Genomic DNA, 15,304 nt, shown 5'->3' with positions numbered 1-15,304 from the left:
CAAAAAAATAAAAATATAGGTCTTAAAAAAGAAAAATACAAATTGAATGAATTAGCTTGAAAAAACTAAAACAATTCAACTACTCTTGACAATAATCAGCTAATCTAGAAGAATATCTTGTTTTAGTTACTCAAGTTTGATCTCCATCTTTCAGATTTAAATTTTTTCAACATAGTTTTCTTGGTTTTTGTTTTTCTTCTTCTGTTTCTCTGTAACTGTCTAGAAGACATCTACCAGGTTTCTTTGGCCCTTCTTCAGCATATCTTTCATCTTTTTCTGCATCAGAAAAAATTTCAGATATATGAGGATATGAATCACAAACTGTTCCACAAGGGAATGAATCAAGAAAAAACATAATTAATTAATAATTTACGAGAATTATTCTAGCTACAAAGTTAAAAAAATGAATAATTTTTTTTATTTTTATTTAAAAATTTTCTAAAAACTAGTCATTAAAGCTGAAATATCAAGATCTTTTTGAACCAAGTTTTCAACAATCCAGACCACTCATTTCTTTTTTCTTATACATCTTGTCCACATAGTAAAAAACAAATATAGAAGTAAGACATATAAGCATTATTAAAGCCGCCTGCCAATTACGAATCTGAGTTCCATTCGTTCCTCAAGGGCCATTCCAAACTTCAAATACACCATTGAAATCTCTGACAGGCCTATACAAACAAAGGTGTATAAATTGAAATAAAACAATTCCTACCCATGAAAAAGCAGCAATAGAAGAAGCAATCGAAACAAGAATCAACTCTTTCTTCTCTGATACATTTGCTTTTCTAAAGTTTGCTGTTTGCCACTTTCTATATGCATAAGCTCCAGCTAATACCCCATACACAGCAAAAATAAATAAAGACGGAATATTAGTTAAACCATCAAAAAAAGCATCTGAGTTAGTTGCAGCAGAAGCAGACAACATCACAGTTGTTCAGAAAGAAGTAACCATAATTCAAAACATAAATATTGCTTTCTTTTCATTTTTAAATTTCTTTAAGAAATATCTCTTCATATAAAAAACATCATCCTTAAACGCTTGTCCAATTATTGTTGGAGCAGTATTTGCATACCCATTAACTAAACCCAATGCAGATAGAAATATGAAAGTTAAAAAAATTCCCTGAATAATACGCGAAGCTGTTTCAGATCCCCATAAATTCTTAGCATTAAATATTTCATGTATGCTCCCAGTTCCATTCAATAACTGATTCAAAGTAATAATCAAATAAAGAGAGGTAAATATGCAAATAGTTACCATGTATATTCTTGGCAAAGACTTTCTAGGGTTTTGAAGTCTCTTAGAAAAAAAACCGGCATTTAAAAAAGCATCAAATGCAAACATAATTCCAGGAACAGCAAGTATTACTCTCTGAAAAGAAAAATCAGAAACAATTGCATTTTCTGTTATGCCCCCTTTTTTCATAATTTGAGGACTGCTAGAAAACAAACCAGCTTTTCAATTAACCACACTTATAAGCAAACCAAATATCACAGCTATAAAAATAGGTATAAACTTACAATAAAAAAATAATTTCTGAGCTTTAATAGCCAAATCAGGCTTCAAATAATTGAACAAAATTATTCCAATCAAAATAAATAAACCTAAAAGAGCTACGATTCCAAAAGTAGAATAAGATCCGGCTCCATCACTCAAAAGTTTCTTATCCTCAGGCAAAATCTTGAGGAAAGTAGACGAGGCGTAAAAGCAATATGCAGGTATAGAAATACCTAACTTAAACAATATGAATAATTGACTAAAGAAATTAGAAAACTTTTGATTTATTACTGGAGAAGCTCACCCACAAAAACCTAAATCTGTAGGATGATAAAGAGCTATTCTAGAGTAAGAAAAGGCAGTACATATGCATATAAAAGCTACTAATAATCAAGCAAAAATTACAGTTTTTCAATTATTTCCTGCAATAGTAAAAACTGAATCATTCTTATAAAAAATACCAACTCCTATTACCGTACAAACAACTCCCGCTACTACCGTAAACGGATCTAAATGTTTTTTCTGTGGACTTTGAGGCACAAAAATTACCTTAATTTTTAAGAAAAAATAAGTTATTTAACTAAAAAATTAATTTCTGACCAATTAAGTTATGCTTACCAAAGAAAAATAAATTAAACAGCTTTGAAAACATAAAAAGAATAAAAACTCCTTGAATATTAGATCTTCCTCCTAAATTCTCAATCTTCTAAAAAAGCAACTTCTATATTCCTTACTAAAGACATTTCTAAACCCTATAAACTATTAATCAATTGCTCTTATCTAACAGAAAGCTACCTAAAAATAAGTTTATTACTTAAATAAGAAATCTTTAATTTAAGTTATCTGCAATCAGTTAAGAAAAACCAACTCTTACCTAATCCAATAAGCGTATTTCCTGAATCATTCAGGAAAAGCAAACTATCTAGAAAAAACTTGTGTACCTCAGTCAGTAGGAACTAATTGAACAGTATTTAAATCTGGTTTAGTGCAGAATCTCCAAACTGCCTGTCAGTACGCGCCAATATGTGACTGCTGTTTTCCATAAACATTAACAAGATTAGATTTTTGCGCAGCTATAGGCAATGATCAATGACTAGCTTGCCCATTTCTCGTCATTCCCTTAGAACCAACATACGCATCTCAACAAAGAGTTGATAAATACTTATATCCTGCAACTTTATCAGTTGTGGAAACAGTTGAGAAAACATTCCCTTGAACCAGATTATTATCTTTCTGAGTTACCAAGTAATCTCATTTTTTTCCTCAAGCATCTACAAACTTACTATCTTCAATGAAGGTAGGATCGGCGTTTAGTAATGCTGTTCACGAACCTGAATAACTCAAAACATTACCATCTCCCAAAATTCCCCTCTCTTGTCTCTCTTTTCTCATTGCTTCAACAGAAGAAGTCAAAGAGAATTCATAACCTGAAGAGACACTTACTCTAGGAGAAGGCATAACCACAGTTCTTCTAGAAACAGTAGACGAACTTCTTACCGATCCATAACCCAAATTATTTAAATGTTTAGGTCTCGCAGGAAATGTGGGTTTAGAAACATCACTTACTCCACCATCATCAGAAACAAAAGATACTGAAGGTGAATTATTTGGAGCAGAAACTAAATCATCAGACTCTTGGGAATCTTCATCTGATGGAGCAGACACATTCTCCAAAACAACTGGAGAATTTTCAAATCCGCCTACTAAAGGTTCTTTCTTCTCAGAATCAACATTAGAAACAAAAGCTCCTGTAACATGAGCAGTTAAGGCAGAGCCACCTGAAACGAGGGTAAGTGCTACTGCACCTATAACTGTTTTTGACATGGGTCGTTAATTTAATAATCACACAGCCGATTAGCTATGTTGATCATAATAATAATAAATAGGGATAAAGCTCACAAAACAAGAAGCCTGTAAATTGTCCAAAGAATTGGCGTCGGTCTTTAAACTTTTGATTCTTAAATTAAAAATTCTTTCTCAATAGACTAATAGTTAGTTGGGGTTTGTATGAATATAGTTATTTAAGCCGAAGCCTGAACATTATCTGAAGTCTCTCAAGATTTAAGGTAGTCATCTAAAGATTGAGATTGTTCACCATATCGATTTTTATAGACATCTCCATTAGATTGGTGGGCGCTGCAATATGAAGAAATTCCATCTTTGTCAATTAACTTATTCATTTCAATCCCTTTATTTCATATGTAGCACATTGATTTATTAGCTCTGTCTATATTCGCAGAACTACTATCCTTCACCAAATCCTTGCATACTCAGTGAACTTCTAAAAATAGCTGATTGTTTGGTTGAGTTTTCTTTTTCTGTGCGTTATTAATGAAATCTTCAGTAATGTCTTCGTCGTTTAGATCAAATAAATTCATGAATGTCCTGCATAATGAATCTAACTGAGGAGAAATACTACTTAATTTAGAAGGAGCTTCTACAGAACCATTATCTTGATAAGTCAACAAACCGAATAAAGTAGTAGTAAATACTCCGGCAGTCACGGTAGAACTAAAGGCCATGGCCTTCATTTTGGGGGTCATAATTTTATTTTTCTGAATTTATTCCTTTATACTTATTTGGCTTGCGATGTGAATTACTTTGAACCTAAATATACAAGGTGATTGTAGATAAACAAGCCAGCCGATTGTTTGACAAGGTCAAAAAATACCAAATTAAATGCGGAAATTAGCTATTTTTTTAAGCACGTCAGGAACGAAATAAAGAAAAAAATATAAAAAAGTTAACTATTTAGCGAGTTTTTTAGAAAAAGTTATTATAGAATGCAATCCAATTTAAAAGATGTTCACACCAGCAACAACTTTAAATGTCGAATCAGAAAAAGCAAAAGAAATAATTGAAACTCTTGAGGACTACACAGTTCTCATTAGTACAAGCTGCCATAGAGGTACAGGATGGTTTCTAGACTTTGATATTCCAAACAAAGGTAGATATCCAACTACTTGATATGTAGGGACAAATTCTCATGTTGCAAGTAAATTTTTATTAGGAGATAAGTACAAAGTTGGAAATCCAATAAATTCAAGTTCTCTGGATCAAAAATGTTACAACAATAAAAAACAAACTCCTATTCACCTAGGAAGAAGATGATCATATGAATCATTTAACAACAAGCCAAGAAATAGAGATAGATTAGAAGATGCTGCTTTCTGACACGCTGCTCAATCTAAAAAAGAAAAGAAGAATTACAATTTGGCAAAAGTTTCCGCAAGTTCTCTAAACACAAATATAAAGGATAATGCCCCTAAATTTGTTTCCACAGAACCCAAGGAAGCTAACTTTTTCTACCAACCAAGAAATTTCATAAAAACCTCTGCTAATAGGAAAGGAAAAGACTACACAAAAGATTTTACGGTAATAGAAGTTACTTTTAAAGATGAGAACGAGGCGAGGATAATAACTAATAATCTGTTCGGAAAATATCATTCATCTTCTACTAAATATAGAAACCCTCTAAACTTCTTTCATTCTGGATTTAAATCAGCAACCAGTTCAGAATTAAATAATAAAGCTTTCTTCACTGTAGGATATCCAACAAACGGTTGATCAAGTCATCTGCCTTTTAGTAATTATTCATCCTCAAAAAGAAGAGCAGGAAAATTAAAAAGTAATTTCGTATCTGATTCATGAAAAGATTGGCTGAAAATTACATGGAATAAGAAAGATTATTGAAACTGAGGTTACAGACATGTTCTTGAAAACAGTTTCTCTGGCGCAGGAGCATCTGGATCTTTAGTGTCTGACATCAATGGAAATGTATTAGGTTTATATAGTGCTATAGATAGAGAAGGAAAAAATTGAGGTTTAATTGAACCATTGAGAACAGTTAAAACATCAACAAATAATCATCCAGATCTATCTCCTGAACATGACTTATTATCTGGATCTAAAGATCAAACCTCTTCCTTTAAGTCTGAAGTAATAAAAAATAAAAGAAAAACTTGAATGGCTAGAAAAATGGGCTGAATAAAAATAGTCAGTTCTAAATCCAAAACATCCAAGAAACGTTAAAGGATAAATATTTCATTCACAGGATTTATAGTTTGGAAAACTTAATAAAATAAACTAGTTTGGTAATTTTTATAGAACCGAAAATACAAAAAATGTCTAATCCTGACCTTCCCGCGATAAGAAAGAGAAAAACACCAAATCCTTTAATAAATAAAACAGAAAAAACTATCTATAAGTTCTAGAGTTTGCAAAACAACTATATTCGTTCTCCGGCATTAAACTCAAAAAAAGAGAAGATATAAGGAATAAGTAAAGGATTTATAACAATCGAACAAGTAAAATCATCATTTCACTTTTCATAAATCAAAAAATTGCCTTTTGCTCCTTCAACAGTAAAAAACTTAAACTTCTTTAAACTTTTAACAATTCTCTTATATTCTTCTTTAACTTTCTCTTCTTCCTCTAAACCGAACTCTTTAGCAAACAAATCTTTAGAAAAATTAAACAAAAAACTATTTATTGGTCGTTCCCTCTCAGGATAATCAAAAATAAAAGAAATAAATTTTCTTTGAGAATCATCGAAATAAGACAAAAATTCCTCTCTATTTTTTGCACTTATCTCCATGATTCACGACAATATCTAACCAGGAAAGAATTACAGATTTTAACAGAATTCAACATTTTTAAAAATTGATTAGATGAAAAATTTATCAAAACAATTCAATTTTTTAAACAATTACATCAAAAACATGTCAAAATTAAATTGTGATTAATGAATAATCAAAAATACATTCCATGTTGAAAGAAAAAGAAGCTAATTCTTATAGCGAATCCGGAAAAAATAAAGGAGTTTGCCGAGCTTTCTAAAAAATTAAATAAAAAAATACAAACAATTGACGACTGATCTTATCTGAATCCTCCTTTACAAGACTTAATAAAAAGACAAGAATATACAGTTAGAAATATAAAAAATCTGCTAGAAGAAGAGTTCTATTTTCCTCCTATTCACGCAAAAAAGATAGCAGAGTTTATATGGATAAGGGATAAGCTGAGAAAGTCCAATATAGACGTTGCAATGATTCCAAAATATACGGATCTATATCAAGACTATAAAGACTTCTTTGTTCAAATTAAAAATAAAGATTTTCTAAAAACAAATGATCAAATACACGAATTTCTAATCCAAGCGCCAAGAGAAAGAATTCAATACCTAACTAGAAATATAGCGGGAGTTGTATTGATAGGCGAAAACGAAGACTATCCTAAAAATTGAAGAATAGCTGATTCTGTAACAAGAAAATCTTCATTGCCTTTGTTGGTATTCAAAAGCGTAAATGAAGATGTAATAAGAAATATAGACAACTCTGTAGAACTTAAATCATCTATCGGCATATGAAGACTAATAGCTGATAAATTATCTATTTTTTACCGCAACTTTCCAAATAAAGTTTTTTCGCGTCTTGGATGATCTTGCTAATCTCAACAGGATCTTCAACAAAACCATTTGTAACAACTTCTTTATTATCAAGTTTTTTGTAATTATTAAAAAAGTCAACTATCTCATTTGCCATACCTGTAGGTAAATCTTTAAATGTTTTTAAAGAGTTATATCTAGCATCAACTGAAATTACACCAATCAACTTAGTATCTCTTTCTCCTCCATCTATCATTCTCAAAGCTCCTAATATTCTCACAGGAACCTCTACTCCAGGATGTAAAGCTTCTTGAGAAACAACCATTACATCAAGCGCGTCTCCATCTCCATCCAAAGTCTCCTCAATATAACCATAGTTATGTGGATAAACACATGCACCACTAACTATTCTGTCTAAGTAAAGTCTGCCAGTATCTTTATTAATTTCATATTTCAATCTACTATTCTTAGAAATTTCTACTATTGCTATCAATTCGTTATTGGAAGACATATTAGGATTAAATATAAATAAATATATATTACTTAATCAAATATTAAACAAAAATTAAATGTCATTAATAGATTTACTAGTTGCTAATCCAGGAGTTACCTGTGGTTTAGGGGCAGTCGGGATAGGTGTTTCTGTTAGTGGAATAGTTTATGCAAGCGATGCAGGTGTAAACGAAAGTCATTATCTATTAAGAGCTGTTCCTGAAAGTGGTAAAGCAGAAAATATGAGATGATCTGAAGTAATGGATGGAAAAAGATTTCATGATGCAACATTGGTGGCGCATTCTTACAAAAAACTTATACATGGAGACAAGTCATATAACGAAGGGAACTACTTAATTTATTACGGCTCTGAAGCCTGTCCACACTGTACAGGATTCTTATTCGGAGACCAAACAATCGCAAGGGGAAACTTATGATTGAAAAGAGACAAGATGAGCAATGGAGCTTGAATGTCAGCTTTTGAATTTACAAGAAATGATGAGGAACTAAAAAACCTGAACATCAAATTTTTAATGTTTGAAGACGAACCAGAAGCCACAAAAGATTCAACAAGCGATGAATTTTGAACTCTACCTTGAGCTAGATGGGAAGCGGATGATTTTACAAAAGGAAGAATTGCAGGAACATATATAAGAAACGATAAATCTGCAAGAGATTTCAGAAAAGTATTTCAAGCAGCTATAGAAAGATTTGGAGAAAATGTTTCCGGTACTCCAACTATCTTGATCTACAAGAATGGAGTACCAAAAATTTTTTATAAAGATAAGTTGCCTGGTTTAAAAGACAAAGAACAAGATGAGTCTCTATCTAATGAAATCGAATTAAAAAGATACATTAAATACTACTTCACAGGACTCGAATAATTTTTAGTTGGCTAGTCAAAAAGGGATTCTAAGCTTATTAGTTCCTCCTGCTCTTACTACAGCAGTTTTTGCCTCTTTACCAACCAAAGAGCCCTATCTAAGAATGATAGAAGTTCACTTTACTGATAGTAGTAATGCAACTACAAAAATAAAAATACCTATAGATGATCTTTCTCAAGTCAACAAAGTAGAATTTCAGGAAACAACTTCTGCTACTTCATCTGCTGTCACAACTACACTTTTGTTGACTGCTACCGATACAAACCCTCAACCAGAAAAATGAAAATCCATCACCGAAGAAAAAGAAGCAACAAAAAAATCTAAATATCTAAAACTTCATGAAATAGCAAAACAATATTTAGAAGTACAACATTACCTAAACCTAATAAGAAGTTTCAGTTGAAGTAAAGCTAAACAAAGCGGAACAACTGATTATCTAAAGATAGAAAACATTTGTAAAAATGGAAAATGTTGTTGTCAAACGGCGGGATCAACTTGCACTAATGGAACATGTGCAACATGTCTATGTTGCTATGCAGATAAAAATAGTGCAAATGGCAATGATTGCTGCTGTAAAAATGGAACTGATTGTAAATTTGATGAATTTAAAAAAATACAAAACGGATTCAGCTATTACTTCAAAAACATTTCTTCATCTCAAGTAAATAGATATCTAAGTCCTGTACAGATACACATAAAACTAGATGACACTAATTTTTCGGATTTAGAAACAAATGCAGATTCAAACAATGCATCAGTTGAATACAAATCGTTCACTGCATCAACAGCTTATGGCTTTATAGATTATCAATATAAACCACAAGATTATTCTTCTGACATAAAGGGGGGGTATAAAGATTCGAATAATGAATTAATAGAACCTGATAATAATGGCAAAACATTCTTTGCAAATATCCCGCACAAATTCAAATTCACAACCAAAAAGAAAAATGGCACTAGCTCAGGAAGTGATTCTGCACTGCCAAACGATCACATAAAGAAAGTATGAGATGAAATAAAAGATAAAAAGAAAGTTACTGAGAAAGTCGATTGGTTAACTAACAATTCAGCAATAGACAAATGTTGTTGTTGCGACAATAACAACGGCACTCAAGAAGATTTCTTAAATTGCACTATCAAAAGAAATCTAGTATTTATGGTTGGAAAAGACAAACTGTCAGATATCTCTAAAAAATTAGAAAACTCTAAAACCTGTTGCGCTACCCCTCCTTAAAAATAAAAGACGAAAAAATTAAATAAAAAACACCTTTAAAAATGAATCAAACGCAGGAAATTTTAGGGGTTTTATTAACGTCATCTGTTGCTACTGCCGCAACTTCTATTACTCTGCTTAATAAATGACCCTATTTAAAACTAATAGAAGTTCATTTTTATGATCAAAATAAAAATACCACAGAAAAAATAAGACTAGATATAGAAGATCTATCTCAAATAAGCAAAGCTGAATTTTGAAAAAAAGCGCCCGCAAAAACATCTACTCCTTCTACGGAAAATGGAGAATGAAAATACATCAAATATGAAACAGATATTAGCGAACAAGAGAAATATACTGCACTTTATGAAATAGCCAGACAATATATACAAGTTCAACACAAACTAAATCTAATTAGGGTTCTTAGCATTCTAGAGAACAATAGCACAACCAACGTAACAATTCCAAATTGTTCTAAAGGAAATAAATGTTGTTGTACAGCGAAGGGGGGGTCATGTACGCCAGAAAAATGCGCAACCTGCCTATGTTGTTATGTCAACAATGCAAACAATCAATGCTGCTGCCAAAACGGAAACAACTGTAATTTTGATGACTTCAAAAAAGTACAAATAAGCGTCAGCTATTGAAAAGGCGGAGGATATTCTCCACATACAAACATTTATTTCAATCCCATACAGGTTCACATCAAATTAGAAGATGTTGAATTCGCAAAATTAAAACCGACAAATGAATCTGGATCATCCGGAAGCAGCGGAGCTTCAACAGATCAATACAAATCCTTTATTGGAACAATGACCTATGGCTTTGTAGACTATCAATATAAAGAAGTAGACTACATCGACGACATAAAAAATTTCATAAATAAACAAAATCCAGGAATATCTGTTCAATTATTGGATCCTAAAACAGATAACAGCAAAGCATACTTTTCTAACATCCCAAATAGATTTAAATTCACTCTCAAAACTAAATCAGATGCTAAAACAACTAATACAACCTCTGAACCAGAAGATCACATAAATAAAGTATTTAAAGCTCTGGAAACAACTCAAGATTTAAAAAACAAAATTGACTTATTGAAAAATGAAGCCAATATAGATGATTGTTGTTGTTGCGATCCCGCATCCCCAGGGAAAAACAATCTAGATTGCATAATTAAAAGGAATTACTTTTTTGCAGAAGAGAAAAGTAATGGACTAACAAATATTTCAAAAAAAATAAAAGAAGCTGAAGGGTGTTGTAGCGCCTCTCCTCCTTAAATAAAAAATTAAATTTATTGAATTACAGAGAATTACTAGTTTTAGGAACTACTACCCTATTAACTGCCGGAGGCGCATCAATAACTCTATCTAACAGTTATCCATACCTACAGTACATAGAGGTCTATTTCTATGACAAAGATGGAAACAACAACGAAAAAATTCAATTAGCTATAGATGACTTATCACAATCACATAAAGTTAAGTTCTGAGAAAAAACATCTACTCCCACTAAAGCTTCAACCTCTTCTTCAAAAGAAGAAAAAGAAACATGAAAACCTTTCGACAAAAGCAATACTAAGCACAACGCTCTTTACGAGATAGCCAAGAAATTTCTATTAGTACAACACGGATTAAACGTAATAAGAAGTCTAAGTTGAGATGCAAGTAAATTCAATTCAAACTTTTCTTCCACAACCTGCACTAAACCACAAACATGCTCTTCTTCCTGTATATGTTGCTACTCTGATAATCAAAGCACAAACCAAGATTGTTGCTGTACACAAAACAATTGTCAATTTGAAACACTAAAACAAACCCAAACTAACTTCTCCTACCTAATAAAAAACATATACTCCGCGCAAAAAAATATCTATTTAAGCCCTGTTCAAGCTCACATCAAATTAGAAGACAACACCTTCACAGAATTAGAAAACAATACAACAAGCACTAATGCAGAATACAAATCATTTACAGGAACTCTTATCTATGGATTCATAGATTACTCCTATAAACCAGTTGAATACAAAGAAGAAATAACCCAATTAATTAAAGAAAGCAGTGGAACATCAGCAACCAACAATAACGACTTAAACAAAAAACAATATTTCGCAAATATCCCTAACAAATTTAAATTTACCTACAAAAAACAATCTAACTCACCTAAAGAAGATAGCAACGAACCAGAAGATCACATAAACAAAATCTTAAAAACAATTGAAAAAAAACAAGTAAGAATAGAAAAAACTAAGTGGCTCAAAGAAAATCAAGATAAACCCTTGAAGAATTGTTGTTTATGTGATACTAGCACTACAACAGATAAAGATAATTTTCTTAACTGCCTAATAAAAAGAAACTATGTTTTCGCAGAAGAAAAAGATAATGGTTTAGAACAAATAGCTTCCAAAATCAAAGATTCAAAAACTTGCCCAAATAAAACTAAATAAATCTATTCAGTTGGACTATCCAAAAGACCCTTATTCTCCAAATCATTAATTTTCTTTAGATCAAAGAACAAGAAGGTAAACAAAAACATAGTAAGCACAGAAATAGGAAAAAGAACTGTTATTAAAACACACCACTTCATTTGTCTCAACTTAACAGTGAAAGGATGTCTAAATTGCTTATCTTCCGCTCTCAAACCCGAATAACACTTCCATGCCGCAAAACAATTATGAATAGTAGCAAGCAAGAAAATAACTATAAAAATAAGTAAACATATGATTCAAGGGTAAATAAAATTAGCGGTTTCGTTTACATCTTTTCAGAACATCATTATTACAACAGGAAACATAAAAATAAAGATCAAGATAAATCATCAAAACATAAGTAAATAATTACTCAAGTTCATGTATTTGACTACTCGATCTTTAATCTCCTTACTTAAAACCACTGTTCTTAAGAATCCAATAGAAAAATCATCTTAACTATTTACTCAACAATTGAATCATCATTATTTTTTCAATGCAGTAACTTTTTCAAGTGGAAATAACTAATCACAAAAACAACCTTAACTGCTCAACCAATTACCATCAAGATTACATTAAAAATGGGAGAATTTAAAAAAACTATGCTAAGGATTAAATCGGCTATTACTAACCATTTTGCCTGTTTTACTTTTGTAGTTAAAAAATGTGAATCTGATGCATCTAAAAAAATTAAATAAGAATGCAATCTAGAAGAAGAATAAATATTGAAACCATCCACGGAAATATAGATTAATTTTCAAATAAAGAAAAATAGAATTAAAAAAATAAAAATCTTAGTTACACTTGACCCGTCAAACAATTTAGACATGATCTGTTCTGGCTCAAAATAAGAAAAACGATAAATAGCAACCATCTTCACAATCGCTAGGAGAATATCAATCCCTCAAACGAGAATCATTCAACCACTATTTTTCAGATATTGGTTTATATATCTGACACCTATATCATCCACAATTTAGCAAATTTATATCATCCTATTATTTTGATTTTTCCAAATTTTCTAGCTATTCTTGCACAGTTTAGAAAAAACAAAAACAAGCCTAAAAAGAAAAACTCCAAAAAACAAACAAATCTTTTTTTAATCCTTAACTAATCTGCCTGAATTCTCGTAATCCTTAAATAAACTGTTTTCAATATCAAACCCCTCTTTCCCGGAAGAAACATCTCGATTATAGATAGCTCTCAACTTGTGATACAAAAAACCAAAATAGAAAGTAGCAGATAACCCAAAAGGAAACAAAATAAAAGTATAAAAAGCTACCACTTGCCAATAAGAACAAGTTTTCATGTTCTTCAAAACAAAAAAAAGATCTTCGTCCTTTTTCCTATCAACAGTATCAATAAAGCTCAGAAGAAACGAATAACTTCTATTTATTGCTCTTGTCTGAAAAAAAATTCAGACAGAAATTACTAGCAAAAAAGGCACAAGTCACAATCCATGACTCTTTAAAGAAAGACTTATAAGTATTAAAGAAGGAAATCCAAACAGAAAAAAACTAGTAAAAACTAATATTCTCCTGCATAAATATAAGTAATATCCAATATTTTTTGCTATACGATCTTCCAATTCATTACATATCTTCAAAACATATAATTTTCTATATAAAAAAATAACCTAGATCGGCTCATTCATTTCTATTTTCTTTGAAATAATATCAGTCACATAAATATAAGGAGCCAAACTAAAAGTAACCACTAAAAACTTATAGGAAAGAAAACACAATCAATTAATAAGAGAAGAATTTCGTATACTTATCAAAAAGCCAATAAATAATATCTCATGAATTTAAAAAGATGATTTAAAAGCTAAACAGTTTTAAATGTTCATACGAAACTCTAGCAGTAGAGCAACCACTATTCCCTTGCATTGGCTGATTTTTTCAGCAATTTTTATACCTATATTTGGATTTAGCCAACTAATTGCTCATGCGTTAAAGGTTCCCGAAGTTGCAGTAGTAGGAATGGCAGCTTTCCTGCTAATGATGTGTTATCTATTAGATATCTTCATCTATTCAACATCTGTAAGAAAAAGAGTAGATAAAGCTATTGTTCTAAAACCGATACTAAACCTTAGAGATATTAAGAAAAATGCAACCATAATTGCCGGACTAGAAATCTTTTGCTGTTTAGCACTTCTAGGATACATATGAGCTACTGTTTATGATCATGAAGTCTTGAAAAGTGTACTTCGTTATTCTGAATTAACTACAGGCGTAAGTGCCTTCGTTCTTAAACTGCTTTCTCAGAAAAAAGTAACTGATATCACCAAGAAAGAAAACATTCAAGAAGTAGTAAGTGTTTTCAAGCAAGTTAAAGGAGGAATAGAAAGTGTCTGATCTAAATTATTCAATGCATTAGTTCCTCTTGCTTCCCTAAGTAAGCTGATATCCCTAATACTAGTTGTTGCATCTATTATTAAAAATGGGTTAGAGAATGTATCTATTTGAATATTACTGTCCCCTCTAGGAGTAGTATTGATATTCCTATTAATAGACCTATACATTCACTATTTCAATATTTGAAGACCGATAAATGACCCTGAGTTAGAGGTAGATGATGGCACAAGAGCAAAAATCATTAGACAAACTAAGAAAATACTTTCTTTTTGTCTGCTAAATCTTGTTCTGATAACAGCAGAAATTCTTTCTATTTGGTTATTAGGAGAATTTCCTGAAAAAGAGCTTAAATATGTTTACCTAGCAATCGGATTCCTAACTTCAATTCCTCTAGTGATGCAAGTAGATGCTAGATACACATTCTGAAAAAACTTTGGAGACCTAGTTATTGATCCTTATGATGATGAAAAACCAATAAGTTCAAGCGACAAAAAAGAAAAAGAGGAAACAGCAAAACAAGAAGAAACATCTGAACCTAATTAAGGTTCAGAAAAATAAAAAATGGTGGAAGCTGAGGGATTCGAACCCCCGCGCACGTTAATGCCTCTCAGTTTTCAAGACTGACCCCTTACAACCACTTGGGTAAGCTTCCTTGGTAGCAGGAGTGGGGCTCGAACCCACGACATCTCGGGTATGAGCCGAGCCCTCTAGCCAGCTGAGGTATCCTGCCTTCATGGTCGGGATAACAGGATTTGAACCTGTGACCTCCTGGTCCCAAACCAGGCGCTCTTCCAAGCTAAGCTATATCCCGAATATATATAAATTTAATTATGGCCTGTCTAATAAGATTCGAACTTATAACCTTTAGCTCCGCAAGCTAATGCTCTATCCATTGAGCTATAGACAGATTGGAGGTGTCTGTCAGAATCGAACTGACGATATGGAGGTTGCAGCTCCAGGCCTTTCCTCTTGGCTAAGACACCAATCTTATATGCTAATATTCC

At 31.7% G+C, this 15,304-nt stretch carries 15 protein-coding genes and 5 tRNA genes; 7 read left to right on the top strand and 13 right to left on the bottom strand.

The window, feature by feature from the left end:
- Nucleotides 1-79: 79 nt before the first annotated feature.
- The 4 genes from H6411_RS02025 to H6411_RS02010 all read right to left on the bottom strand — a co-directional run bounded on the left by H6411_RS02025 (nt 80) and on the right by H6411_RS02010 (nt 4,044).
- Entirely contained in the window at nt 80-355 is a 276-nt protein-coding gene (locus H6411_RS02025) for a hypothetical protein (RefSeq protein WP_216082963.1), read from the bottom strand.
- Nucleotides 356-445: 90 nt separating this feature from the next.
- Nucleotides 446-2,041, bottom strand: a complete 1,596-nt coding sequence (locus H6411_RS02020) for an APC family permease (RefSeq protein WP_216082962.1) — start codon at nt 2,039-2,041, stop codon at nt 446-448.
- Nucleotides 2,042-2,419: 378 nt separating this feature from the next.
- Nucleotides 2,420-3,325, bottom strand: a complete 906-nt coding sequence (locus tag H6411_RS02015) for a hypothetical protein (RefSeq protein ID WP_216082961.1) — start codon at nt 3,323-3,325, stop codon at nt 2,420-2,422.
- A 197-nt stretch (nt 3,326-3,522) separates the two neighbouring features.
- Nucleotides 3,523-4,044, bottom strand: coding sequence for a hypothetical protein (locus H6411_RS02010; RefSeq protein ID WP_216082960.1), 522 nt, complete (start codon nt 4,042-4,044; stop codon nt 3,523-3,525).
- A 259-nt stretch (nt 4,045-4,303) separates the two neighbouring features.
- Here H6411_RS02010 and H6411_RS02005 point away from each other — a divergent pair, with 259 nt between their 5' ends.
- Nucleotides 4,304-5,533: a DUF31 family putative serine protease gene (locus H6411_RS02005; protein ID WP_216082959.1), complete on the top strand. Its 1,230-nt coding sequence runs from the start codon at nt 4,304-4,306 to the stop codon at nt 5,531-5,533.
- Nucleotides 5,534-5,729: 196 nt separating this feature from the next.
- On the opposite strand, the gene H6411_RS02000 is transcribed toward H6411_RS02005, so the two are convergent.
- On the bottom strand, nt 5,730-6,110 hold the full coding sequence (locus H6411_RS02000) for a hypothetical protein (protein ID WP_216082958.1): 381 nt from the start codon (nt 6,108-6,110) through the stop codon (nt 5,730-5,732).
- A gap of 135 nt (nt 6,111-6,245) precedes the next feature.
- Here H6411_RS02000 and H6411_RS01995 point away from each other — a divergent pair, with 135 nt between their 5' ends.
- The gene (locus tag H6411_RS01995) at nt 6,246-6,950 is read left to right on the top strand and encodes a hypothetical protein (RefSeq protein ID WP_216082957.1); all 705 of its coding nucleotides are present in this window, start codon (nt 6,246-6,248) and stop codon (nt 6,948-6,950) included.
- Here H6411_RS01995 and H6411_RS01990 read toward each other — a convergent pair.
- Complete coding sequence (locus H6411_RS01990; RefSeq protein ID WP_216082956.1) at nt 6,892-7,398, bottom strand: inorganic diphosphatase; 507 nt, start codon at nt 7,396-7,398, stop codon at nt 6,892-6,894. The two genes, H6411_RS01995 and H6411_RS01990, sit on opposite strands and share 59 nt — an antisense overlap.
- A gap of 58 nt (nt 7,399-7,456) precedes the next feature.
- Here H6411_RS01990 and H6411_RS01985 point away from each other — a divergent pair, with 58 nt between their 5' ends.
- Genes H6411_RS01985 through H6411_RS01970 form a run of 4 tightly spaced genes read left to right on the top strand, consistent with a single transcriptional unit; the run spans nt 7,457 to nt 11,922 of the window.
- Nucleotides 7,457-8,263 (top strand): DUF6856 family protein, encoded by an 807-nt coding sequence (locus tag H6411_RS01985; RefSeq protein WP_216082955.1) that lies wholly within the window; start codon nt 7,457-7,459, stop codon nt 8,261-8,263.
- Between the two features lie 7 nt (nt 8,264-8,270).
- A complete protein-coding gene (locus tag H6411_RS01980) occupies nt 8,271-9,497 on the top strand; it encodes a hypothetical protein (RefSeq protein WP_216082954.1) in 1,227 nt (408 codons plus the stop codon).
- Nucleotides 9,498-9,538: 41 nt separating this feature from the next.
- Nucleotides 9,539-10,756 (top strand): hypothetical protein, encoded by a 1,218-nt coding sequence (locus tag H6411_RS01975; protein WP_216082953.1) that lies wholly within the window; start codon nt 9,539-9,541, stop codon nt 10,754-10,756.
- A 17-nt stretch (nt 10,757-10,773) separates the two neighbouring features.
- Nucleotides 10,774-11,922, top strand: a complete 1,149-nt coding sequence (locus tag H6411_RS01970) for a hypothetical protein (RefSeq protein ID WP_216082952.1) — start codon at nt 10,774-10,776, stop codon at nt 11,920-11,922.
- A 2-nt stretch (nt 11,923-11,924) separates the two neighbouring features.
- On the opposite strand, the gene H6411_RS01965 is transcribed toward H6411_RS01970, so the two are convergent.
- Both H6411_RS01965 and H6411_RS01960 read right to left on the bottom strand, forming a co-directional pair.
- On the bottom strand, nt 11,925-12,368 hold the full coding sequence (locus H6411_RS01965; protein ID WP_216082951.1) for a hypothetical protein: 444 nt from the start codon (nt 12,366-12,368) through the stop codon (nt 11,925-11,927).
- 38 nt (nt 12,369-12,406) lie between these two features.
- On the bottom strand, nt 12,407-12,916 hold the full coding sequence (locus H6411_RS01960; RefSeq protein ID WP_216082950.1) for a hypothetical protein: 510 nt from the start codon (nt 12,914-12,916) through the stop codon (nt 12,407-12,409).
- An 868-nt stretch (nt 12,917-13,784) separates the two neighbouring features.
- Between H6411_RS01960 and H6411_RS01955 the strand changes: the two genes are divergently transcribed.
- Nucleotides 13,785-14,843 carry a hypothetical protein gene (locus tag H6411_RS01955; RefSeq protein ID WP_216082949.1) on the top strand — a complete coding sequence of 353 codons (1,059 nt, stop codon included), beginning with the start codon at nt 13,785-13,787 and terminating at the stop codon, nt 14,841-14,843.
- Between the two features lie 19 nt (nt 14,844-14,862).
- Here H6411_RS01955 and H6411_RS01950 read toward each other — a convergent pair.
- The 5 genes from H6411_RS01950 to H6411_RS01930 all read right to left on the bottom strand — a co-directional run bounded on the left by H6411_RS01950 (nt 14,863) and on the right by H6411_RS01930 (nt 15,283).
- Nucleotides 14,863-14,952 (bottom strand) — tRNA-Ser (locus tag H6411_RS01950).
- Nucleotide 14,953: 1 nt separating this feature from the next.
- Nucleotides 14,954-15,030, bottom strand: a tRNA-Met gene (locus H6411_RS01945).
- A gap of 4 nt (nt 15,031-15,034) precedes the next feature.
- Nucleotides 15,035-15,111, bottom strand: a tRNA-Pro gene (locus H6411_RS01940).
- 20 nt (nt 15,112-15,131) lie between these two features.
- Nucleotides 15,132-15,207: transfer RNA gene (locus tag H6411_RS01935), tRNA-Arg, on the bottom strand.
- Nucleotides 15,208-15,209: 2 nt separating this feature from the next.
- Nucleotides 15,210-15,283: transfer RNA gene (locus tag H6411_RS01930), tRNA-Cys, on the bottom strand.
- Nucleotides 15,284-15,304: the final 21 nt, after the last annotated feature.

Origin of the sequence: Candidatus Mycoplasma haematohominis, from assembly GCF_902712995.1 — a bacterium.
Classification (GTDB): Bacteria; Bacillota_I; Bacilli_A; order Mycoplasmatales; family Mycoplasmoidaceae; genus Eperythrozoon_B; species Eperythrozoon_B haematohominis.
This window is presented reverse-complemented; position numbering and strand designations above follow the sequence as displayed.